Source organism: Erwinia pyri (assembly GCF_030758455.1).
Classification (GTDB): Bacteria; Pseudomonadota; Gammaproteobacteria; order Enterobacterales; family Enterobacteriaceae; genus Erwinia; species Erwinia pyri.
In genome coordinates this window covers 730490-752478 of the sequence record NZ_CP132353.1, presented here as the reverse complement: position 1 = coordinate 752478, position 21989 = coordinate 730490, and the positions used below count along the sequence as shown (strand labels likewise).

The window sequence follows — 21989 nt, the reverse complement described above, 5'->3', positions numbered from 1 at the left end:
CCCGGGAAAGCGATTCTGTTCAGCGCCGGATACAAACAGCGCGACCTGAACAGAGATGGATGCTGGCGGAGGATCAGTCGTCCAGTTGCAAAGGCGGAAGCTGGGCGAACACGCTGAGTAAGCCCGCGCTCCAGAGCTGGCGGATCTGGGAATAGTAGGGATGTTTATCGGTCAGATGGTACTGCTGAGCGGTGCTGAAACTGTCCGCCGGGTAGATCATCACATCTAACGGCAGCCCCACCGAGATGTTACTCGCCAGCGTGGAGTCCATTGAGATCAGCGCGCACTGCATCGCCTGGTCCAGCGGCGTATCAAAACGCAGGACGCGGTCGATGATCGGCTTGCCATATTTGCTCTCGCCAATCTGGAAATAGGGCGTGTCGGTACTGGATTCAATAAAGTTGCCCTGAGGATAGATCTGGAACAGGCGCGGCTCTTCGCCCCTGATCTGGCCGCCCAGCATCAGCGTTCCGCCAAACTCTTCGCCATCCCGCTTAATCACCTCCCGCAGTGTCTCCCCGACCAGCAGAGCGACGTCATACATTGTTTTGCAGCTCATCAGGTTGGGTCTTCTGGCATCTTCACACCCGCGCCGCAGCAGGCTGAGGGCGCTTTGCGTGGTGGCGAGGTTGCCAGCGCTTTGCAGAACCAGCGTGCGCTCATCATCCTGCTGGAAAACATGAAGCTTGCGGAAGGAGGAAATATGGTCAACGCCCGCATTGGTACGGGAGTCGGAAACAAAAATCATCCCTGACGCTAAACGCATTGCCACACAGTAAGTCATAGTTTGCCCGATAAAATAATCACTGCTGCGAATTCACCAGGTGCACCGCAGCCACCGCTGACATCTCTTCACTGCCTCCGCCCAGCCGCATACCCCGCACCGGGCAGGCATCCATATAATCCACGCCCACCGCCAGCTTGAGATGCTGACGCGTGCTGCGGGTATTATTGGTGATGTCAAAACTGTGCCAGCTGCCATCCACCCAAGCCTCTACCCAGGCATGCGTGGCTACATGTTCAACAGTATCAGTATAAAGGTATCCGCTTACATAGCGAGCAGGGATATGCAGGCTGCGGCAGCAGGCCAGAAACACGTGGCTGTGATCCTGACAAACGCCGGTGCCTGCGGCAAAGACTTTTGCGGCGTTGTCGGTCACCGTGGTGCTGCCGGGCTGATAGGGCATTTTAACCAGCAGCTCACCCATTAACCTTTCCAGCGCGGCCAGCGGGGCTTCAGGCCGGAAATAGCGCAGAGCAAAATCGCGGATGGCGCCATCGGGCTGAGTCAGCGGCGTGATGCGCAGAAACACCAGAGGTGAGAGACAGCTGTCCTGTTCTGGTGACCTCTCCTCCTCCGTGATTTCCACCACCCCGCGCGCCTCAATTTCAATCGACTGGTGCGGCGTATCAAGCGTCAGCACATGCAGCACGTTGCCGTAAGTATCCGTGGTACAGATCGCCCGATCGGGCAGAACCAGATCCCAGGAGAGGATCTGCTGATGCACGGAGTTCTGCGGCGTCAGCCGCAGGTACTGCGTGCTTTGCTTCACCAGCGTCTGATAGCTGAAGCAGGTTTTATGCGCAATATCGAGTTTCATTTCGCCTCCAGGTAGGTCTGTTGAATGCTCTCCGCAATGGTGCCCAGATCGCCCAGAAAATCGCGCAGCCAGATGTGGATCCCTTCACTGACCAGCGATTCATAAGAGGTAAAGCGCAGCCCGGCATCCAGTACAGTGACCAGCCGCCGGGGACGGTTCTCTCCGCTGCCGCCAATCAGATTGAGCTGGTTGGCGATCTCGTCGATACAGGATCGCAGGGATCGCGGGCTCTCTTCGCGCAGGATCAGCATTTCGTTAACGCTGTCGCTGACTAACGCCTGTTTATAGATGGTGTGATAAGCCTCGCGGGCCGAGACGGATCGCAGCAGCGTATCCAGCCGGTAGTACTCCCGCACCGAATCGTCATCCTGTTCGGTAAGCGCATGCGTGACGTCGAGCAGGCGCGCGGTACAGTCAGCCCGCTCCAGCAGCGTGCCCAGCCGGATAAAGCTCATGGCATCGCCGCGCATCAGCGTGCCAAACATCGCGCCACGAAACAGGTGCGAACGCTCTTTTACCCAGTCAAAAAACGCATCGGCACCGATGCTGCTGACCCCCTGCCGCCGCAGCTTGCGCATCTCTATCCAGCTTGAGTTAATGCTTTCCCACACCTCGGATGAGAGGCTGCCGCGTACCGCATGAGCGTTATTCCACGCCGCTTCCCAGCAGCAAAAGATACTGCCAGGGTTGCGCTCATCCAGCACAAAAAAGTTGAACAGCTGCGGCATCGCCAGCCGGTCATTCAGCGTCCAGAACAGCTCGCCGGTGCTGGTGAGATTGAGCGGAACGCGCAGTTCGTCATCATGGGTGCTGCGAACCGGCATCAGCGACAGCCGGTTGGTCACGTCGAGCACCCGCGCTATATTTTCGGCACGCTCTAAATAGCGCGCCATCCAGTAGAGGCCACTGGCTGTGCGACTCAGCATGCGTCATCCTCCAGAACCCAGGTATCTTTCGTGCCGCCGCCCTGCGATGAGTTCACCACCAGCGACCCTTCCGTCAGCGCCACGCGGGTCAGCCCGCCCGGCACCAGACGGATCTCCGCGCCGCTGAGGGCAAAAGGTCTGAGGTCGATATGGCGCGGTGCCAACCCCTGCGCCACAAACGTGGGACAGGTAGAGAGCGCCAGGGTATGTTGCGCAATGTAGTTTTGCGGCCTGGCAATCAGCAACGAGCGAAACGCCTCAAGCTGCTTCTGGCTGGCGACCGGGCCAATCAGCATGCCGTACCCGCCAGCGCCGTGAACCTCCTTCACCACCAATTTTGGCAGATTTGCCAGCACCCAGGAGAGTTCGTCAGGCCGACGGCACTGCCAGGTTGGCACGTTATTCAGGATCGGCTCCTCCGCAAGGTAAAACCTCACCATATCCGGCACGTAAGGATAGATCGATTTATCATCAGCCACGCCAGCGCCGATAGCGTTTGCCAGCACCACGTTTCCGGCGCGATAAACGGAAAGCAGCCCCGGTACGCCCAGCATCGAATCGGCCCGGAAGGCGAGCGGATCGAGAAAAGCATCATCCACGCGGCGATAGATCACGTCCACTTTGCAGGGGCCTGCGGTGGTACGCATCATCACGGCGCCATCCTTCACGAAGAGATCGGCACTCTCTACCAGCTCAACGCCCATTTGCTGCGCCAGGAAACTGTGCTCGAAATAGGCGCTGTTAAAGCGGCCCGGCGTCAGTACCACCACTATCGGATCGTTTACTGGCGAGCTTTCACGCAGGGTTTGCAACAGATGCGAGGGGTAACGTTCAACGGGGGCAATACGCTGCTGCGCGAACAGCTCCGGATAGAGCCGCATCATCATTTTGCGGTTTTCCAGCATGTAGGAGACGCCGGAGGGGGTACGCAGATTATCCTCCAGCACGTAGTATTCGCCATCGCTGTTGCGAACCATATCGACGCCGCAGATGTGGGCATAGATATCACGGTGCAGGTTAATGCCCTGCATACAGGGCTGATACTGATCGTTTACCAGCACCTGCTCCGCCGGAACGATCCCCGCTTTGAGGATCTGCTGATCGTGATAGATGTTGTGCAGAAAGGCGTTAAGCGCCTGAACGCGCTGACGGATGCCTTTATCCAGCATCGCCCACTCGCTGGCGGGGATGATCCTCGGCACGCTGTCAAACGGGATCAGCCGCTCGGCACCGCCATCCTGGCCATAGACATTGAAGGTGATCCCTACGCGGTGAAACAGCAGTTCAGCCTCTTCCCGCTTGCGGGCGATAGCCTCCCGATCGGCTTTTTGCAGCCAGTGCCAGTAGTCGCGATAGTGCGGGCGATGCTGACCGTTTCCCAGCAGCATTTCATCATAAAAGGGGGATGCTGCCTGATAGCCTTGATTCATGATTTCCCTTCCACTGTCGGTGAACTCATTACTGAATTGCACAAACCGTGCCAGTTGCCGGGCAGAAGGCGCAAGTCTGTGGCGGCTGCAACACTTTGCTGATTAATTTTGGCGTCAGGAGGTCTGACGTAAAGGTGGGAACAGAGTGAAAAAGCAGAAGCGCACCAAATCAGTGCGTTCCGCTGCGGCGATTAATGGGTTTCCAGCGGGTGCCAGATTTCGGTGACGGCACCTTCCCCACCGGTAATGGGATCGTGCTGAGGCATGGGAACCCGCTTAATTTCTGCTACAGCCTGGTCCAGCGGTTCCTGCTCGTCACGGCGGGTTTCTGGCTGCATTACGCGTGGGTAAGCGCCTACGGCAAAGAAATCCTCGCTGGCGGCCAGCTGCTGATGACCAACGCCTGCCGGGATCAGCACCGCATCGCCCGCATAGAGAGTTACCGCCCTGCCCGTTTCTCCGCCAAACAGGATCTGCGCCCATCCGGCGGCAATGCCCAGCAGTTCATGGGTATTGGGATGATAGTGGGTATAGGGGAAAATCGGATAGCGCCAGCGTGGCAGCCACTGATGGCTGGCGAAAAGGTCTTCAAAAAAGCGGGCCATATCTTCCACTTCCTCAGAGGCGACCTGAGGATAGATGATCAGCGGCAGGGGATTATTGGGTACGCCGCTGGCAGGCTGAAACGTCATATATTGCGGATTAGTCGAGGTCCCGGACGAGAAGGTTCCGGCGGCAAACGACATCAGAGTAAGCAAACAACCAGATTGCGGCAGCATACGCCGTCTCCTGCAGGGGGAAAGTGTTAATCAATTGTGGCAAATAATAGAGGATTTGCAACGTCGCCAGCAGAGGAGCGATCACATAACTCACTAATTTAACGGAACTTAACTCAAATCAATCCCGTTAACGCGCTTCTGGCGTTCCCGCTTTGTTGCCGAGACGCTTCTGCCGCTGCGGGTTCAGAACAGAAACCGATAAACTGTTATAGCCAGATGGTGAATAACTGTGACTGCTAAGGGTTTGCGTTTTGTGGTCTACTGGCGGTAGTCACGAATGAGGTGAAAAAAATGGAAGATGTAAAACAGATATTACTGCGCGAGATCGACACGTTAAACCGCGAAGAGAAGCGCGATAACAAGCCGCGCTTTAGCTTTACGTTTCTTAAAAATCATCCCGGGTTGTGGGCATCAATGTATGTCTGCTATGCGCTGACCGTGGCGCTGATCTTCACCACGGAATTCCTCGGCTGGCCTGCCTTCTGGGGAGCGACGATTTTTGTCCTGCTGATGAGCGGCCTGATGCTGCTGGACGTCAATCCGCGCTACCGGTTTGAGGATATCGACACATTGGATCTGCGCGTCTGCTACAACGGCGAATGGTATTATGACCGTACGCTTTCCGAACAAGCGGTGCAGGAGATCCTTACCAGCAGCAAAGTGACCGACTCCGTTAAGCAGGGCATTAAAAAACTGCTTTCGCTGAAGGGCAAAGTCGATTTTTATGACGTCTACCACCTCACCTGGGGTCAGAAACGCGCCTCTACCGTCTGATTCCGTCAGGGCCAGCTTGCTGGCCCTGTTGCTATCCTCTTTCCCTGAAACCTGCCTGTCATAACAACAACGTCATGGCTCAGCCCGCACTCAGAGCATCTCCGCGATCAACCCGCCTAACATAGCCACTGCCGCTTCCTGCGTCTCCCCCCACTCCCAGGAGGCATTAAAGCGGAAATAGTTGGCGTACTGCTCGCCAGAAGAGAACATCTTACCGGGTGCAATACTGATATTAAGATCCAGCGCGCGGTAATAGAGTTCGGTGGTGTTGACCTGTCGTGGCAGCTCAATCCAGAGAAAATAGCCGCCCTGGGAATCATTGATTCTGGCTTCGCCGGGCAGATGACGCTTCAGCGACTGCCGCGCCTGATTCTTGCGCTGCTCCAGCACCAGCCGCAGCCTGCGCAGATGGCTGTCGTAGCTGCGGGTCATCAGATAGTTCGCCAGCGCCAGCTGCATCGGCGCGCTGGTAGAGAGGGTGCTCATCAGCTGCAGACGCTGGATACGCTGTGCGTGCTGCCCGGCCGCTACCCAGCCAACGCGAAAGCCCGCTACCAGGTTTTTCGAAAATGAGGAGCAGTGCAGCACGCTTTGCTGCTGCTCAAACGCTTTCGCCGGCAGCGGCTTTTCACTGCCAAACCAGAGCTCGCTGTAGACATCATCTTCAATCAGCGTCACCTGATGCTGCGTCAGAATCGAGACCAGCCGCTGCTTCTTCTCTTTGCTGAGCGTATGCCCCACAGGATTCTGCTGGTTGGTCATCATCCAGCAGGCTTTGACTGGCCAGCGCTCCAGCGCCCGCTCCAGCTCCTCCAGATCCATGCCGTGCTGCGGATCGGTGGCAATAGCGACCGCCTTCAGCTTCAGCCGTTCTATTACCTGCAGCGCGCCATAAAAGCAGGGGTTCTCAATGGCCACCCAGTCGCCAGGTTCGGTGACCGCCTGCATGCTCAGATTCAGCGCTTCCATTGCGCCGTTAGTGATAACAATCTCCTCCGGCGAAACCTGAATGCCCTGCAGGGCATAGCGCTGCGCCAGCGTTTTGCGCAAGGCTTCGTTACCGGGCGGCAGGTTATTCAGCGCATCGGCTGGTTTAAGCGTGTGGGAAACGGCAGAGAGCGAGCGCATAAGCTGGCGCTGCGGAAACAGTTCGGGATCGGGGAAGGCGGAGCCAAACGGCAGGATATGCGGATCGCGGCACGCCTGCAGCACATCAAAGATAAATTCGTTGATATCGACCGATTCCGCCAGCTGCACCTTCTGGTGGCTGGCGGGCTGGCTGAGAAACTCCGCTCGCGGGGCCACGTAGTAGCCCGACTGCGGCCGGGACTGGATCCAGCCCTGGCTCTCCAGCACCTGATAGGCGTGCATCACCGTCATCAGGCTCATGCCGCTCAGGGCGGCTTGCTCACGCAGGGAGGGCAGTTTTTCCCCGGGCAGCCAGATTTCCTGAGAAATCTGCTGCTGGAGCCGATCGATAAGCTGCTGGTATTTTGCCAAAACTGTTACATATCCAGGTCGGGTATCCGGCAACTATTATAGGTGCGATGCGGCAGATTAAACAGCGTCCTGCATCGTTGCTACCCGCTCTTTTTTAAGCGAAGGCAGGACTTCCCTCTCCGTTTCACCGACGTAGTGCTTCAGATCAGGGACCTGGTCAGGCGGGATCGGCCTTCCCAGCAGATAACCCTGTAGCGAATTGCAGCCCAGGCTGGTCAGGAAAGCCTGCTGCTCCGCTGTTTCCACGCCTTCGGCCACCACTTTCAGATTCAGCGTCTGCGCCAGAGCCACAATGGCGGTGACAATGGTGGCATCTTCACTGTGCGCCTGCAGTTCGTTCACGAAAGCGCGGTCAATCTTCAGCTCGCTTGCCGGCAGACGTTTCAGATACAACAGACTCGAATAGCCGGTGCCGAAATCATCGATCGAAGCCTTCACGCCCAGGTCGGTAAGCTGGGTAAGAATACGAATGCTCTCATCCGGATCGCGCATGGCGGTAGTCTCAGTCACTTCCAGCGTCAGCAATTCCGCAGGTATATGGTGCGTTTCCAGCGCCTTCAACACCGTCTCTACCAGCCCCGGCTGCTCAAACTGCAGCGCTGAGAGGTTGACGGCTACCGACCAGTGCGGGTTGCCCTGCAGATGCCAGACGCGCAGCTGACGGCAGGCTTCATTGATCACCCAGTTGCCAATGCTGACGATCAGACCGGTTTTTTCAGCAATCGGCAGGAACACGTCCGGAGAGAGCAGGCCGCGCTGCGGATGCTCCCAGCGGATAAGCGCTTCAAAGCCCAGAATTGGACCCTGCGGTGCACAGAACTTTGGCTGGTAGAAGAGACGCAGTTCGTTATGCTGCTGCGCCGCCCAGAGATCGTTAATCAGCTGAAGCTGGTTCTGCGCCAGGGTGTTCATCGAGGGCTGGAAAAAGCTGTAGCCATTACGGCCATTATTTTTGGTGTGGTACATCGCCGCATCGGCGTTGAACATCAGCTCGCGTTCATCTTCGCCATCGCCCGGGAAAACGGCGATGCCGATACTCAGCGACACCACCAGCTCATAACGGGAGATAGCAAACGGCCGGTCAATAGCTTTTACCAGCATATCGGCAGTGGTGGCTGCATCGTTGGGCTCGTTGATCTCCACCAGCAGCACAAACTCATCACCGCCAAGCCTTGCCAGCGTGTGATGCTCTTTCAGCAGACTTTTCATTCTGTCGGTGACGGCCACCAGCAGATTGTCCCCAATATGGTGACCAAAAGCGTCGTTGACCGCCTTAAAGCCGTCAAGATCCATAAACATCAGCGCAAAGGAGGTGCCTTCCCGCACGGCTTTATTTATCGCCTGGTCGAGCCGGTCTTCCAGCAGGATGCGGTTTGGCAGACGGGTAAGGTTATCGTGAAGCGCCAGCTGAGCCAACTCACGGTTAGCATCCGCCAGCGATGAAGCGAGCACCGACGTCCGCGCCTGTAGCCGCGCATCCAGGGTGGAGACAACCAGCGTGATACCCAGAATCGACAGCGTGACCACCACTACCACCACCGCCAGCCAGTTACTGTTGACGCCCATTTCTGTTGCCTGGCTCCCCATCGGGAAGGAGGCCGCGGCCATGCCGGTGTAGTGCATCCCTGCAATCGCCGCGCCCATCACCGTCGCCGCGCCAGCGCGCAGCAGGGCCACCCCGCCGCCGCCCTGGCGAAGCTTAAATGCCAGCCACAAAGCGGCCGTGGAGGCGACCAGCGCAATCACCACCGAAAGGATGATCCAGTTCCAGTTCCAGACGATACCCGGCTCAAACATCAGTGCGGCCATGCCGGTATAGTGCATGGCGACTACGCCGCTACCCAGTACCAGCGCCCCGATCATCAGACGGTGAAGCGGCAGCTCGCCATAACAGACAATCCACAGCGCGAAGACGGAGGCCGCTACGGCAATTACCATGGATATAATGGTCAAGGTGGGATCGTAACTCATCACCATCGCCATATTCATCGCCAGCATGCCGATAAAATGCATCGACCAGATGCCCACACCCATAGCGAACCCGCCGCCGATTAGCCAGATTTGAGCAACTTTGCCCGTCGAGGTGGCGACCCTGCCCGCCATATCCAGCGCGGTATAGGAAGCCAGGAAGGCAACAAAAATGGAGACAATGACCAGCAGCTGGTCGTAGGAGCTCATAAGCATAGGGAAATCTCGGGTGCTGATGCCATATCTGGCGCCGTGTAGTTAAACAAAATTGCTGAAAAAACCCGCCTTCAACGATCACGGTATCGGCTAAAGAACAGCCAACTTTATGCCCTCAAAAATAAAGCCAGACCGGCCGTGATAATAAACCCGGTAAATAAAATGATATCCCTATAATTTATATCGCTTATCGATCGTTAGTACCTGCAGATGAACATAGCATTGCCTCTTTTTTTTAAGAAGCCTTAAATAAGATAAGTCTCAATTTTATTGTTATACCCTGTGAACTCAGGGTTGCCAACCTTCCTGATTTTTTTTCAGTAATTGATAAGCTTTATTTTTGCGTTTCGCTTCTCTCCAGGGTGCATGCTGATCTATAGTAAAGAAAAATAAGAGTAAGCTGTTAATTCAGATGTCTGAAGACCCGGTCAGGCCATTTATTGTGATAGAGATCTATTATTTTAGCTGTTTAATTTAGCCTCACTTATATTAATTTCACACCAGGCGAAAAAGCACCATCATCTCTCTAATCAGTAAGGAATGGTTATGAAAATGAAGCTTTTTCTGCTGGGCTGTGGCCTGAGCCTTGGCGTAGTCTCTTCTGGCTTTGCCGCCACCACCACGGGAACCGTTAACGCCCGACTGGTCCTCACGACCGGCTGCCTGGTTAATGGGCAGTCTGCCACCACCGGCGTTAACTTCGGTACCTTAGACTTTGGTAGCAGCGCCGCGACCTTCGATACCCTGAATGCCACCCTTGTGGGATCGCTGGGTAACGGTATTTTTGTCCGCTGTACCACCGGGCAGACCTATAATGTTCAGCTGACCAGCAGTAACGCCGCACCTGCTACGGTGTTTGGTGCCGTCACCGCACAGCCTCGTTATCTGGTGTTGGGCAGCGATGCCACACAGGGAATTTCCTATACCCTCTACGGCACAACCTCCTACACCACGCCTATTGCCAACAATACCAACCTGGCAAATACCGGTACCACAGATCCAGTGAATGGCGATAACTACCCCATCTATGGCCGAATCACCGGCGGCGGCTTTAATGCTGCTATTCCGGCAGGAACCTACACAGATACCATTAACGTCGCCGTAAATTACTGAGTGAAAAGACAGGGAATCTGACGTGCCGCAGTGGGGAACGCGACCAGGGAGGCGGAGTGGCCTGCTCTGCCTGATGATGCTCTGCATCAGCTATCGGGGCTGGTCGCTGCCCACGCAAACTTTTCAGGTAAGCGCCACCGTGGTGAATGGTTGTCTGATCTCTGGAACCAATACCGGGGTTTTTGGCGCGCTGGATTTCGGCACCCAACCCGGCGTAGGCAGCCGCTCAGTCAGTGCCAGTTATGTTCAAAGTTCCACCATCAACCTGGCCTGTACCCCCGGCACGACGCTGAACATGAGCATCAACGGCGGCGGCAACTACGGCGCCAGCCGCAATCTGAAAATAGCGAATAATACCGACCTGGTCGCCTATACGCTCTACACCAGCGCCACACACAGCGCGGCGAGCGCTATTCCGGTTAATCAGAACGTGGCGCTGACTTACAGCAATGCGAACAATATTACCCTGCCCATTTACGGACTTCTGCAGCTAGGCGGAGTTAACCGGGCCGGGACTTACAGCGACACGCTCACCGTGACGTTGAGCTGGTAAAACAGGGAATTGAAAAGGATTGAATCATGAAGACGCTACCTCTTACTGCCCTGCTCTCCGGGCTGCTCGCCTGCGCCATTCTCACCCCGGCCCGGGCGGGGAACTCGGTGCTGATCTGGCCCATTGATCCGAAAATTCACAGCGGCGATAAAGCCACTGAGCTCTGGCTGGAAAACCGCGGTGAAGCCACCACGCTGATGCAGGTAAGAATATTCACCTGGCAACAGGTGAACGGTCAGGAGCAGTATCAGACGCAGCAAACAGTGGTAGCCAGCCCACCGCTGGTAAGGATTGAGCCTGGTCAGAAGCAGCTGGTCCGTCTGATTAATCAAACGCCGCCGCCGCCGGGCCGGGAAGTTGCCTACCGGGTGTTGCTGGATGAGATCCCGACGCCGCAGACGCCGGGCAAAGATCAGGCAGGTCTGAACTTCCAGATGCGTTATTCGGTCCCGCTTTTTACCTACGGCCAGGGACTGAGCGCGGATTCAGCCAGCCCTAAACTGAGCTGGGAAGTGGTTAATCAGAGCGGCCGGTCGGCCATTAAAATCACCAACAGCGGCTCAGGCCATGCAAGGCTGAGCAAGGTCTCGTTAGGAGGAAGACAGCTCTCCAACAGCTTGTTTGGCTACGTGCTGGCGAACTCCAGCAATACTTTCCCTCTGAATTTCCCGGCTTCCAACCGCTCTGAACTGAGCGCGCAGCTGGAAAATAATAAAAGTTGGCATAGCACCGGTTCTTCACAGTAAGCCATGAGCAGGCGATGCTTTGCGTCTGTTGGACGCTGCTCCCTGGCCGTGACCGGCGTCATAAGCTGCCTGCTCCCTCTGACAGGCAGCGCGGAAACCTATTCCTCTTTGCCGCCGCCACCGCAGCAGAATACACCGGGACAGCAGCAGCAGCAGTATATGCTGGGGCTGGTTGTCAACGATCTGGATAGCGGGCAGGTCGTACCGGTTGAGTTTCGGAACGATCACTATCTGCTGCGGGCGGGCGATCTGCAGCGCGCCGGGATCCCTACCGCCAGAATCACCTCTTCAATCATGGATGTCTCCGCCATGGCAGAGGTGAAGGCGGTGTATGACCAGCCCCGGCAACGTATTTTGCTGACCGTGCCGCCAGCCTGGCTGCCGAAACAGACGCTGACCAGCGAAGAGAGTAATGGCCCGCGCTATCCCGGCAGAACCACGCCTGGCGCGCTGTTCAATTACGATCTCTATACCAGCCATACCTCCGCCAGCGGCACGCGGCTTTCCGCCTGGAATGAGTTCCGCCTGTTTGGCAGCCAGGGCCAGTTTGCGACTAACGGGGTCTATCAGGAGCAACTTTCCGGCACGCCCGGCGCTCAGGATGAAGGGTATCTGCGTTATGACACCTGGTGGAGCAATCAGAACGAGAACCACTCGCTAAGCTGGCGGGTGGGAGATCTGACCACCGATTCGCTCTCCTGGAGCAACAGCGTCAGGCTGGGCGGCATCCAGATTGGGCGCGACTTTTCACTCCGTCCCGATCTGATTACCTATCCCCTTCCCTCATTTTCCGGGCAGGCGGCGGTACCGTCCACCGTAGACCTGTTCGTTAATGGTTACAAAAACAGCACCAACAGCGTTCAGCCTGGCCCCTGGTCGCTGACGAATATGCCTTTTGTTAACGGTGCGGGCAATGCGGTAGTGGTCACGACCGATGCGGTAGGCCGTCGTGTTACCACCACTTTGCCGTTTTACGTCTCCAGCGAACTGCTTAAACCTGGCCTCTCAGACTTCTCCTTCTCGGCGGGCGCCCTGCGTGAGAGTTATGGCATAAAGAATTTTGACTACGGCGCAGGCGCGGTCAGCGGCTCTTATCGCTATGGCCTGAACGACTGGCTGACGCTGGAGAGTCATGCCGAAGGGGCTGAGTCACTGGCGCTGGGGGGAGCCGGCGGACAGTTACGCATCGGCTCGCTGGGGGTCATCAACACCGCGTTGACCCAAAGCCAGATGCAGGGCGAGCACGGTAACCAGTACAGCTGGGGCTATCAGTACAACAACAGCCGCTTCAGCGTCGGCACGCAGCATATCGTGCGCTCCGCAGGATTCGGTAACCTGGCGCTCTATGGCGACCGCAACAGCGGCGTGGCCGGTACGGTGTATACGCTGAGTCGTCGCAGCGCTCAGTACAGCGCAAGCCTCTCACTCAATCAGTACGGCAGCCTCGGCGCTGCCTTTATTGATATTACCAGCGGCACCGGCGACCGCACGCAGCTGTGGAATCTCTCCTGGAGCAAAAACCTGTGGGGCAACAGCAGTCTGTATGTTGCTGCCAGCCGCGACCAGCAGCAGGGGGAATGGTCCGGCGCCATTTCGCTACTGATCCCCTTCAGCGATCTCGGCACCGCCAGCGTCAGCATGGAGCGGGATCAGCAGGGCGGCACTTCCCAACGCCTCACCGCTTCCCGCGCGATGCCCTCTCAGGGCGGCCTGGCCTGGGACGCCTCCTGGGCAAATCAGAGCAGCGGCAGTGATTATCGTCAGGGCAGCCTGAGCTGGCGGAATAACAATATCGAAACCTCGGCGGGCTTTTATGGCGACGATGATTACAGCACCGAATGGGCCGATATCACCGGCTCGCTGGTGCTGATGGATGGCAGCCTGTTTGCGGCTAACCAGGTCAACGACGCATTCGTGCTGGTGAAAACGGATTATCCCAATATTAAGGTTCGCTATGAAAATCAGCTGATGGGCCATACGGACGATCAGGGCTATCTGCTGGTGCCGGGCATCAGCTCTTACTATCCGGCCAAATATGATATCGATACGCTGGATCTGCCTGCCGATATGACCACCTCCCACGTTGAGCAGCGCTTTGCGGTAAAACGCGACAGCGGCTATCTGCTGCACTTCCCGGTTGAGCCCCTGCGTGCCGCCAGCGTTATTCTGCACGATCAGAATGGTCAGCCGCTGCCGGTCTCCACGCAGATAATCCGCGAGGGGCAGGCAACCGAATATGTTGGCTGGGATGGTCTCGCCTGGATGGAAAATCTCGCCATCCAGAATCCGTTCCGGGCTGAAACGCCGGATGGCCGCCACTGTGAGGCGGTGCTGACCGTGCCGAATGGACGCCCGAAAGCGCTGGAAACTTACGGTCCTCTGACCTGCCCTCTTTCTCCCGATCCCTCTTCAGGAACGCCACCATGAAAAGATTGCTCTCCGGCCTGCTGTTGCTGCTGTTAATGGCCTTCACCTTGCCGGGCCAGGCGGCCTGTACGCTTCCCTCCGCAACGGCGAGTTTCGGCACCGCAAGCTCCTTTGCCATTAACACTACAGCCAGCGCCACCACCGCTAACGTGCTGGTGAACTGCGGCACGGGCAGCGTGCTTTCCCTGCTCTCAACAGATTATGTCCGGCTCCAGCTGGCAAGCGCCACTTTCTCCAGCGGAACGCGTGGCGCGCTGAAAGTTATCAGTACTGGTACGGACGCTATTCCGCTCAGAGCCTGCACAGATACCGCATGCAGTAACGAGCTGTCGATTGGCGGCGCGGCGACAACCTACAGTCAGGCGCAGTTACTCAATCTTTTAGGGCTAGGGGGCGGGCAAAACTTCTCTATTCCCCTCTATCTCCGAACGGTTCCCGGGCAGGTCGTGGCTGCCGGAACCTATACCGTCACGCTGAATATTCTGGTGAACTACAACATCTGCACCGGGCTTGGTGCGGTAGGATTATGTTTGCTGGGTAACCAGCAGACAGGGTCCGGCACGGTTCCCATTACTACCACGCTTATCGTGACCAACGACTGCACCACTATCACCGCCCCCAATATCAGCTTCGGCAGCGCACCGCTGGTCAGCAGCTTTAACACCGTTTCGCAATCCATTAATGTCATCTGTACCAAAGGCAGCACCTACACCGTAGGGATAAGCAACGGCAACCACGCGGTGGGCGCGCAGCGTTACATGGCCAGCGGCAGCACCCTGCTGGCCTATGAGATCTATAAAAGCGCCACCACCACCCGCTGGGGAGCCACCGGCACGGAGAGAGTCTCCAGTACCGGTGCTAACAGCATCAGTACGGATGGCCTGACGCGCACGTTTAACTATACGGCGCGAATCCTCACCACGCAGAGCACGCCGGTGGCAGGCAGCTACAGCGACAGCGTGGTTGTGGATCTCTCGTTTTAACCAGCCAGGCAGAAAGGGGCCAGCCCCCTTTCTGCTCAGCAAAACTTATCGTTAGCACCAGTTATTGCTGTCGGCTGAGAGAGGGTACAAGCTCTTTTGTTAATTATTTGTTACCAATAGGTATCTTCATCTCAGGCTCAAAAGTGATCGACATCACATTAAAACCCCTGGCGGCAGGCTAAAACGGGAGAAAACCATAAAGGATGAACCGTCGTGACTTCTCCCGCCACTCCACTAAAAAAACCACAGGGCTCTGCCAGAACCATCTTCAACGTAACCAGCGGTAACTTTCTGGAAATGTTCGATTTCATGGTATTTGGCTACTACGCTACCGCCATTGCCAAAACCTTCTTCCCCGGCGATGATCCTTTTGCCTCGCTGATGCTGACGCTGATGACGTTTGGTGCCGGTTTCCTGATGCGCCCGCTTGGCGCCATTGTGCTCGGCTCTTATATTGACCACCACGGCCGCCGTAAAGGCTTGCTGTTGACGCTGGGACTGATGGCTGTCGGCACTTTAACCATTGCGGTCGTGCCGGGCTATGCCACGCTGGGGGCCGCTGCGCCGATCCTGATCCTGCTGGGCCGCCTGCTGCAGGGCTTCTCTGCCGGCGTTGAACTCGGCGGCGTATCGGTCTATCTGGCTGAGATCGCGCCAGAGAACCGCAAAGGCTTTTTTGTGAGCTGGCAGTCCGGCAGCCAGCAAGTTGCGGTGATCTTTGCCGCCCTGCTGGGGCTGGCGCTGAACCATCTGCTGGCAAAAGATCAGGTCACGGAATGGGGCTGGCGTATTCCGTTTGTGATCGGCTGTCTGATTGTGCCGTTCCTGTTCTGGATCCGCAGCATGCTGGAAGAGACGGAAGCCTTCAGCCAGCGCAAAGTCCACCCCTCTATGAGGCAGATTGTCCGCTCTGTTGCCAGCAACTGGGCGCTGGTTCTGGCAGGAATGCTGATGGTGGTCACCACCACGGTGATGTTCTATATGATCACCGCGTTCACTCCTACCTTCGGTAAAACCGTGCTGATGATGAGCGACAGGCAGAGTTTCTTCGTCACGCTCTGCGTGGGGATCTCGAATCTGATCTGGCTGCCGATAATGGGCGCGATGTCGGATCGCTTTGGCCGCCGTCCGCTGCTGATCCTCTTTACGTTGCTGATGATCGCCACCGCCTGGCCCGTACTGCACTGGCTGGTGGGTTCTCCAACCTTTTCGCACCTGCTGGAAGCGGAGCTGTGGCTCTCCTTCCTCTACGCCAGCTACAACGGCGCGATGGTGATCTATCTGGCGGAAGTGATGCCAGCCGAGGTTCGTGCTACCGGTTTCTCACTCGCTTACAGCCTGGCGACAGCGCTCTTTGGCGGCTTTACGCCTGCGATTTCCAGCTACCTGATCCACGCCACGGGGGATAAAGCGATGCCCGGCGTCTGGCTGACCTTTGCCGCGGTATGCGGTCTGATCGGCACGATGATCATCAAACGGTTAATTCAGCAGTATCAGGCAAAACAGAGCGCTGCTACGGCAATGCAGATGTCATAAAAAAGGGGCCGGTATGCAGATACCGGCCCCTTCTTCAGCACACGAGAATTACTTCCCGGCGGTTTCCATGCCCATCAGGCCAATCTTCAGATAGCCCGCCTGACGCAGCTTGTCCATCACCCCCATCAGCGTTTCGTAATCCACTGACTTATCGGCCTGGAAGAAAATGGTGGTCTCCTTTTTCCCTTCCGTCTGCCCGTTCAGCGTCTCTACCAGCGTTTCTGGCGTTACCGCGTTGTTGCCAATAAAGAGCTGCTTGTCCGCTTTGATGGAGAGATAGACCGGCTTTTCAGGGCGCGGCTGAGGAGCACTGGAAGAGGCGGGCAGGTTGACGCGAACGTCAACCGTAGCCAGCGGCGCGGCGACCATAAAGATAATCAGCAGCACCAGCATCACGTCAATAAAGGGCGTGACGTTGATCTCATGCATTTCGCCGTTGCTTTCAGGATCTTCATTTAATCGCATAGCCATGGTGCTTATCCTACCCGCAGTTTCTGAGCTGGCGCACGCTGCGTGCCGCTGGCAGCCAGATCCAGATCGCGGCTCTGCAGCAGCATAATCTGAGCCGCAACATCCCCCATGGAGGCTTTGTAGTTGGCGATCGTGCGGGCAAAGATATTGTAGATAACCACCGCAGGGATAGCCGCAATCAGGCCGATGGCCGTAGCGAGAAGCGCCTCGGCGATACCCGGCGCCACGACGGCCAGGTTTGTCGTCTGCGTCTGCGCAATGCCGATAAAGCTGTTCATGATGCCCCAGACCGTACCAAACAGCCCGACGAACGGCGCGATGGCACCAATGGTTGCCAGGAATCCGTTACCGCGGCCAGCATGACGGCTGAAGAAGGCGACACGGCGCTCAAGGCGGAAAGAGGTACGCTCTTTGATGCCGTCATTGTCATCCGATCCGGCAGAGAGCTGCAGCTCATTTTCCGCCTCCTGCAACAGCCGGGTAGTCAGGCTGTTGGCCTTAAACGTGGCGCAGGTTTCAGCCGCTTCTTTCAGCGTGCGTGCGCCAGCCAGCGCCTGCTGCTCACGTTTGAGGCGGCGCTTAGCCGAGCTCAGTTCAGCGCTTTTGCTGAAGAAGATTGCCCAGGTCACGACCGACGCCAGCAGCAAACCGATCATCACCACTTTTACTACGATGTCCGCATGCTGGTACATGCCCCAGACGGAGAGATCCGTCTGCATCAAATTATTGGTCACGCTCTGTCTCCAACGTCATTAACGGGTAAAAAAAACCAGTGCGGATCATACCAAATCAGTGGTGAATTGATAGTGGTTATCATTACTATTTACTTTCCGGAAAACATTTTTTGCACATTCACTGATTTACCGCATTCCCCACCGCTTTTTAATGAATCTTTCTCACTCTCTCCTTCCCGCAATGTTCCGCTGACGCCTGGCGTGTTAACGTTAAGAAAAACCCGCCATTCGCAGACAGAGCTTTCTGATGACCAGTAAAAAAATTGAAACGGCGCTGATTGCCGCCGGGCGCAGTAAACGTTATACCCAGGGATCCGTTAACAGCGTGATCCAGCGTGCCTCTTCGCTGGTATTTGACAGCGTGGCAGAGAAAAAACGCTGCACGGCTGGCCGTGCCGATGGCGAGCTGTTTTATGGCCGCCGGGGCACCCTGACGCACTTTTCTCTGCAGGAAGCGATGACTGAACTGGAGGGTGGCGCAGGCTGTGCGCTTTACCCCTGCGGCGCAGCGGCGGTAGCCAATGCGATCCTGGCTTTCGTCTCGGCGGGCGACAACGTGCTGATGGCAGGCTCCGTCTATGAGCCAACTCAGGATTTTTGTACTAAAATTCTCAGCAAAATGAATGTCTCTACCACCTGGTTCGATCATTGCCTGGGGGCGGAGATTGCCGAACTGGTGCAGCCGACGACTCGCGTTGTTTTCCTTGAATCCCCCGCCTCCATCACCATGGAGGTGCAGGATATCCCGGCGATCGTGGCCGCCGTTCGCAGCAAAGCCCCTGACGCCGTGATCATGATTGATAACACCTGGGCGGCGGGGATCCTGTTTCGCGCACTGGAGTTCGGCATCGACATTTCCATTCAGGCTGGCACCAAATATCTGATTGGTCACTCAGACGCGATGATCGGGACGGCGGTCGCCAACGAGCGCTGCTGGCCGCAACTGCGTGAGAACTCCTATCTGATGGGCCAGATGGTCGATGCGGATACCGCCTATATGGCCAGCAGGGGGCTGAGAACGCTGGCGGTCCGTCTTCGTCAGCATGAAGAGAGCAGCATTAAAGTAGCCAACTGGCTGGCCGGGCGGCCGGAAGTTGCCGTGGTAAACCACCCGGCTCTGCCGCAATGTAAAGGGCACGCTTTCTGGCAACGGGATTTTACCGGCAGCAGCGGCCTGTTCTCTTTTGTCCTGAAGGCGCGGCTAACCGATCGGCAGCTGGCTGACTATCTCGACCATTTTGCGCACTTCAGCATGGCCTACTCCTGGGGCGGCTATGAGTCATTAATTCTGGCTAATCAGCCTGAAGAGCTGGCGGCAATCAGGCCGGCAACGGGCGTGGCGTTCACCGGTACGCTGGTGCGTTTGCATATTGGCCTGGAAAACGTCGACGATTTAATTGAGGACCTGGCCGCAGGCTTTGATCGCCTGAGCGGCCAGATAAGCTAAACATAAGTTCAACGGCGCGGCATCCGCGCCCGCGATCAAGGTGTGACGGTATATTTGCGCGTACAATCGACAGATAAACGCAGTAAACAGGAAATGAAATGGGTGTATTGCACGAGATTGTTCAGGCGCTGTGGCACCAGGATTTTGCGGCGCTGGCCAATCCGAATGTCATTTGGATTGTCTATGGGATCATGTTCACTACTCTGCTGCTGGAAAATGGCCTGCTGCCAGCCTCGTTTCTGCCCGGTGACAGTTTGTTGCTGCTGGCGGGGGCGATGATCGCCAAAGGCGTGATGGAGTTTATTCCTACGCTGCTGATCCTGACGCTGGCGGCGAGCCTGGGCTGCTGGCTGAGCTATCTCCAGGGCCGCTGGCTGGGCAATACCCGTCTGGTAAAAAGCTGGTTGATGCACCTTCCCGCGCAGTACCACCAGCGCGCCTGGAATCTGTTCCATCGCCACGGATTGATGGCGCTGCTGGTTGGCCGTTTTCTGGCTTTTGTCCGCACTATTCTGCCTACAATGGCAGGGATTTCGGGCCTTAAGAATGGCCGTTTCCAGCTCTTTAACTGGCTGAGTGGCGCCCTGTGGGTAGGAATTCTGGTCTCGCTCGGCTACGCCATCAGCCAGGTGCCCTTTATTAAACGCCATGAAGATCAGGTGATGGCAATTCTGATGATCCTGCCGCTGGTGCTGCTTTGCGCCGGACTGTTTGGCAGCCTGGTTCTGGTTTTCAAACGCAAAAAATCGGCCTGAAAAAGGCCGGGTTGCCCGGCCTGAGAACTAGCCCGACTGACGCATCCGCATCGCCTCTTCACCCGGCGTTACGCCAAAATAGCGCTTAAACTCTCGTGAGAACTGAGAAGCGCTCTCATAGCCCACCCGCATCGCCGCCGCGCTGGCTTTTAACCCTTCATGCAGCATCAACATGCGTGCCTGGTGCAGGCGGTAACTCTTGAGATACTGCAACGGCGAGGTGCTGGTAACGGCCTTAAAGTTATGGTGGAACGCGGAGACACTCATATTGACCTCGGCGGCCAGCAGGTCAACGCTCAGGTTATCCGTATAGTGATGCTCAATACGCCGCAGCGCCCGGGCTATCTGGCTGAACTGCGTATGACGGCTCACTAACGCCATCAGCGCGCCGCCGCAGGGGCCCATCAGCACGTGGTAGAGCATCTCCCGGACGATTTGCGGCCCCAGCACGCGCGCGTCGCGCGGGTTCGCCAGCACGTCCAGCAGCCGCTCCGCCGCGCAGAGCATCTCTTCCGTCAGCGGCGAGGAGTGGATCCCTCGCGTTTGCGGCTCCGGATGGAAACTTTCATCGTCGCCGATATCGATCAGTAAATCCTGCAGCTTTACCGGATCGACATTAAGCAGGATCCCCGCCAGCGGCGCTTCCGGCGTGGCAAAAGTTTCACACTCCACCGAGAGCGGCACGGTAAGCATCAGGTATTCCGTGGCATCGTAGTTAAAAACATTGTTACCCAGATAGCCAATCTTGTGACCCTGGAAAAGAATAACGATGCCGGAGGAGTAGAGAACCGGCGTCCGTCCGCTGGGCTTATCGGCATAAATCAGGCGAACGTCCGGCAGCGAGGCGAGCGGCGAAGCCCCGGAGGTCACCAGATGCACTACCTGCCTGGCCAGCTGCGTACAAAGTGTGTTGCGATCCATTTTCACTTATCCCACTCAGAAGTTTCTGAATATTATCCTGACGATTCCGCCCACTATTCTCCAGTGTTCTGGAGGTTTGGGCAAGCCTGCCGCAGGAGACGCCCTGAGCGTAGCGATGATGAAAGCCAGAATAAAAAGGCCGAGCCGCTCTCTCTGCTGACAAGATTTTTCAGGCTGGACGGCTTTCTCAACTAGACTTAGTTTCACTAACCGGTACAGAGGTGCCGGTTCATTCGTTGCAAAGGAGATATCATGGCAGATCAACCAATAATCAAACTCCACGATGGCAACATGATGCCGCAGCTTGGGCTTGGCGTCTGGCAGGCCACCATTGATGACGCGCGTAAAGCCGCGGTGAAAGCGCTGGAGGTAGGCTATCGCTCTATTGATACCGCCGCGATTTATAAAAACGAAGAGGGAATCGGCCAGGCGCTGCAGGAAACTGACGTCGCCCGCGATGAGATTTTTGTTACCACTAAGCTGTGGAATGACGATCAGCTTAATGCAGAACAGGCGATGGAGACCAGCCTGCAGAAACTGCAGCTGGAGAGCGTGGATCTCTATCTGATGCACTGGCCATGTCCGGCTAAAGATAACTTTGTTGAAGCCTGGAAAGGGATGATTGAGTTACAAAAACAGGGGCTGACCAAAAGCATCGGCGTCTGTAATTTCCAGGAAACTCACCTTAAGCGTCTGCTGGATGAGACGGGCGTCAGTCCGGTAATCAATCAGATTGAGCTGCACCCGATGTTCCAGCAGCGTACGCTGCATGCGTGGAATGCGATGCATCAGATCCAGACCGAATCCTGGAGCCCGCTGGCGCAGGGCGGGAAAGGGGTATTTGACCAGGAGATCATTAAAAACCTGGCCAAAAAATATGGCAAAACCCCGGCACAGATTGTGATCCGCTGGCATCTGGACAGCGGTCTGGTGGTGATCCCGAAATCGGTCACGCCATCCCGTATTGAAGAGAACTTTAAGGTGTTTGACTTCCGTCTGGAGAAACCGGAAATCAGCGATATCGCCTCGCTGGACAAAGGTAACCGTCTGGGACCTAACCCGGAAGAGCTGAACTGATACGGCTGCAAGGGGCAGGCTTTCTGCCCCTT

Annotated in this window: 20 protein-coding genes; 10 read left to right on the top strand and 10 right to left on the bottom strand. The window is 56.6% G+C overall.

The features are described from left to right. Window positions 1–73 precede the first annotated feature (73 nt). The 5 genes from Q3V30_RS03535 to Q3V30_RS03515 form a co-directional block, all read right to left on the bottom strand. Window positions 74–784, bottom strand: coding sequence for a proteasome-type protease (locus tag Q3V30_RS03535; protein WP_306210526.1), 711 nt, complete (start codon window positions 782–784; stop codon window positions 74–76). A 19-nt stretch (window positions 785–803) separates the two neighbouring features. Then, on the bottom strand, window positions 804–1601 hold the full coding sequence (locus Q3V30_RS03530; protein WP_306210524.1) for a transglutaminase family protein: 798 nt from the start codon (window positions 1599–1601) through the stop codon (window positions 804–806). Further along, window positions 1598–2527, bottom strand: a complete 930-nt coding sequence (locus tag Q3V30_RS03525; protein ID WP_306210522.1) for an alpha-E domain-containing protein — start codon at window positions 2525–2527, stop codon at window positions 1598–1600. The genes Q3V30_RS03530 and Q3V30_RS03525 overlap by 4 nt, the downstream gene beginning before the upstream one ends. Beyond that, on the bottom strand, window positions 2521–3957 hold the full coding sequence (locus Q3V30_RS03520) for a circularly permuted type 2 ATP-grasp protein (protein ID WP_306210521.1): 1437 nt from the start codon (window positions 3955–3957) through the stop codon (window positions 2521–2523). The genes Q3V30_RS03525 and Q3V30_RS03520 overlap by 7 nt, the downstream gene beginning before the upstream one ends. 191 nt (window positions 3958–4148) lie before the next feature. Next, complete coding sequence (locus Q3V30_RS03515) at window positions 4149–4736, bottom strand: cupin domain-containing protein (protein ID WP_306210520.1); 588 nt, start codon at window positions 4734–4736, stop codon at window positions 4149–4151. A gap of 291 nt (window positions 4737–5027) precedes the next feature. On the opposite strand from Q3V30_RS03515, the gene Q3V30_RS03510 reads away from it, so the two are divergent. Then, complete coding sequence (locus tag Q3V30_RS03510; RefSeq protein WP_306210518.1) at window positions 5028–5510, top strand: YlaC family protein; 483 nt, start codon at window positions 5028–5030, stop codon at window positions 5508–5510. 90 nt (window positions 5511–5600) lie between these two features. Here the strand turns inward: Q3V30_RS03510 and Q3V30_RS03505 are convergent, their stop codons facing one another. Both Q3V30_RS03505 and Q3V30_RS03500 read right to left on the bottom strand, forming a co-directional pair. Beyond that, window positions 5601–7010 (bottom strand): aminotransferase-like domain-containing protein, encoded by a 1410-nt coding sequence (locus Q3V30_RS03505; protein ID WP_306210515.1) that lies wholly within the window; start codon window positions 7008–7010, stop codon window positions 5601–5603. A 57-nt stretch (window positions 7011–7067) separates the two neighbouring features. Next, a complete protein-coding gene (locus Q3V30_RS03500; protein ID WP_306210513.1) occupies window positions 7068–9194 on the bottom strand; it encodes a putative bifunctional diguanylate cyclase/phosphodiesterase in 2127 nt (708 codons plus the stop codon). 546 nt (window positions 9195–9740) lie between these two features. On the opposite strand from Q3V30_RS03500, the gene Q3V30_RS03495 reads away from it, so the two are divergent. The 6 genes from Q3V30_RS03495 (at window position 9741) to tcuC (ending at window position 16552) form a co-directional block, all read left to right on the top strand. Further along, window positions 9741–10307 carry a spore coat protein U domain-containing protein gene (locus Q3V30_RS03495; protein ID WP_306210511.1) on the top strand — a complete coding sequence of 189 codons (567 nt, stop codon included), beginning with the start codon at window positions 9741–9743 and terminating at the stop codon, window positions 10305–10307. 73 nt (window positions 10308–10380) lie between these two features. Continuing rightward, complete coding sequence (locus tag Q3V30_RS03490) at window positions 10381–10860, top strand: Csu type fimbrial protein (RefSeq protein ID WP_306213056.1); 480 nt, start codon at window positions 10381–10383, stop codon at window positions 10858–10860. A 26-nt stretch (window positions 10861–10886) separates the two neighbouring features. Then, on the top strand, window positions 10887–11606 hold the full coding sequence (locus tag Q3V30_RS03485; RefSeq protein ID WP_306210509.1) for a fimbrial biogenesis chaperone: 720 nt from the start codon (window positions 10887–10889) through the stop codon (window positions 11604–11606). A gap of 3 nt (window positions 11607–11609) precedes the next feature. Next, entirely contained in the window at window positions 11610–14033 is a 2424-nt protein-coding gene (locus tag Q3V30_RS03480) for a fimbria/pilus outer membrane usher protein (protein ID WP_306210506.1), read from the top strand. Next, window positions 14030–15016, top strand: coding sequence for a Csu type fimbrial protein (locus Q3V30_RS03475; RefSeq protein WP_306210504.1), 987 nt, complete (start codon window positions 14030–14032; stop codon window positions 15014–15016). Before Q3V30_RS03480 ends, Q3V30_RS03475 begins: the two co-directional genes overlap by 4 nt. A 213-nt stretch (window positions 15017–15229) precedes the next feature. Further along, window positions 15230–16552, top strand: a complete 1323-nt coding sequence (tcuC, locus tag Q3V30_RS03470) for an MFS transporter (RefSeq protein WP_306210502.1) — start codon at window positions 15230–15232, stop codon at window positions 16550–16552. 48 nt (window positions 16553–16600) lie between these two features. On the opposite strand, the gene exbD is transcribed toward tcuC, so the two are convergent. Both exbD and exbB read right to left on the bottom strand, forming a co-directional pair. Beyond that, window positions 16601–17023 (bottom strand): TonB system transport protein ExbD, encoded by a 423-nt coding sequence (exbD, locus tag Q3V30_RS03465; RefSeq protein ID WP_306210501.1) that lies wholly within the window; start codon window positions 17021–17023, stop codon window positions 16601–16603. A gap of 5 nt (window positions 17024–17028) precedes the next feature. Beyond that, a complete protein-coding gene (exbB, locus tag Q3V30_RS03460) occupies window positions 17029–17757 on the bottom strand; it encodes a tol-pal system-associated acyl-CoA thioesterase (protein ID WP_306210499.1) in 729 nt (242 codons plus the stop codon). 247 nt (window positions 17758–18004) lie between these two features. On the opposite strand from exbB, the gene metC reads away from it, so the two are divergent. Beyond that, on the top strand, window positions 18005–19204 hold the full coding sequence (gene metC / locus Q3V30_RS03455; protein ID WP_306210497.1) for a cystathionine beta-lyase: 1200 nt from the start codon (window positions 18005–18007) through the stop codon (window positions 19202–19204). A gap of 98 nt (window positions 19205–19302) precedes the next feature. After that, window positions 19303–19959 (top strand): DedA family protein, encoded by a 657-nt coding sequence (locus Q3V30_RS03450; protein ID WP_306210495.1) that lies wholly within the window; start codon window positions 19303–19305, stop codon window positions 19957–19959. Window positions 19960–19986: 27 nt separating this feature from the next. Here Q3V30_RS03450 and Q3V30_RS03445 read toward each other — a convergent pair whose 3' ends face one another. Continuing rightward, window positions 19987–20880, bottom strand: a complete 894-nt coding sequence (locus Q3V30_RS03445) for an AraC family transcriptional regulator (protein ID WP_306210493.1) — start codon at window positions 20878–20880, stop codon at window positions 19987–19989. Window positions 20881–21132: 252 nt separating this feature from the next. Here Q3V30_RS03445 and dkgA point away from each other — a divergent pair, with 252 nt between their 5' ends. Then, the gene (gene dkgA, locus Q3V30_RS03440) at window positions 21133–21957 is read left to right on the top strand and encodes a 2,5-didehydrogluconate reductase DkgA (RefSeq protein ID WP_306210491.1); all 825 of its coding nucleotides are present in this window, start codon (window positions 21133–21135) and stop codon (window positions 21955–21957) included. The last annotated feature ends 32 nt before the right edge of the window (window positions 21958–21989 follow it).

Coding starts and splice junctions, on each gene's coding strand:
- Q3V30_RS03535 (WP_306210526.1), bottom strand. CDS start 784: ATGACTTACTGTGTGGCAATGCGTTTAGCGTCAGGGATGATTTTTGTT.
- Q3V30_RS03530 (WP_306210524.1), bottom strand. CDS start 1,601: ATGAAACTCGATATTGCGCATAAAACCTGCTTCAGCTATCAGACGCTG.
- Q3V30_RS03525 (WP_306210522.1), bottom strand. CDS start 2,527: ATGCTGAGTCGCACAGCCAGTGGCCTCTACTGGATGGCGCGCTATTTA.
- Q3V30_RS03520 (WP_306210521.1), bottom strand. CDS start 3,957: ATGAATCAAGGCTATCAGGCAGCATCCCCCTTTTATGATGAAATGCTG.
- Q3V30_RS03515 (WP_306210520.1), bottom strand. CDS start 4,736: ATGCTGCCGCAATCTGGTTGTTTGCTTACTCTGATGTCGTTTGCCGCC.
- Q3V30_RS03510 (WP_306210518.1), top strand. CDS start 5,028: ATGGAAGATGTAAAACAGATATTACTGCGCGAGATCGACACGTTAAAC.
- Q3V30_RS03500 (WP_306210513.1), bottom strand. CDS start 9,194: ATGCTTATGAGCTCCTACGACCAGCTGCTGGTCATTGTCTCCATTTTT.
- Q3V30_RS03495 (WP_306210511.1), top strand. CDS start 9,741: ATGAAAATGAAGCTTTTTCTGCTGGGCTGTGGCCTGAGCCTTGGCGTA.
- Q3V30_RS03490 (WP_306213056.1), top strand. CDS start 10,381: ATGATGCTCTGCATCAGCTATCGGGGCTGGTCGCTGCCCACGCAAACT.
- Q3V30_RS03485 (WP_306210509.1), top strand. CDS start 10,887: ATGAAGACGCTACCTCTTACTGCCCTGCTCTCCGGGCTGCTCGCCTGC.
- Q3V30_RS03480 (WP_306210506.1), top strand. CDS start 11,610: ATGAGCAGGCGATGCTTTGCGTCTGTTGGACGCTGCTCCCTGGCCGTG.
- Q3V30_RS03475 (WP_306210504.1), top strand. CDS start 14,030: ATGAAAAGATTGCTCTCCGGCCTGCTGTTGCTGCTGTTAATGGCCTTC.
- exbD (WP_306210501.1), bottom strand. CDS start 17,023: ATGGCTATGCGATTAAATGAAGATCCTGAAAGCAACGGCGAAATGCAT.
- metC (WP_306210497.1), top strand. CDS start 18,005: ATGACCAGTAAAAAAATTGAAACGGCGCTGATTGCCGCCGGGCGCAGT.
- Q3V30_RS03450 (WP_306210495.1), top strand. CDS start 19,303: ATGGGTGTATTGCACGAGATTGTTCAGGCGCTGTGGCACCAGGATTTT.
- Q3V30_RS03445 (WP_306210493.1), bottom strand. CDS start 20,880: ATGGATCGCAACACACTTTGTACGCAGCTGGCCAGGCAGGTAGTGCAT.
- dkgA (WP_306210491.1), top strand. CDS start 21,133: ATGGCAGATCAACCAATAATCAAACTCCACGATGGCAACATGATGCCG.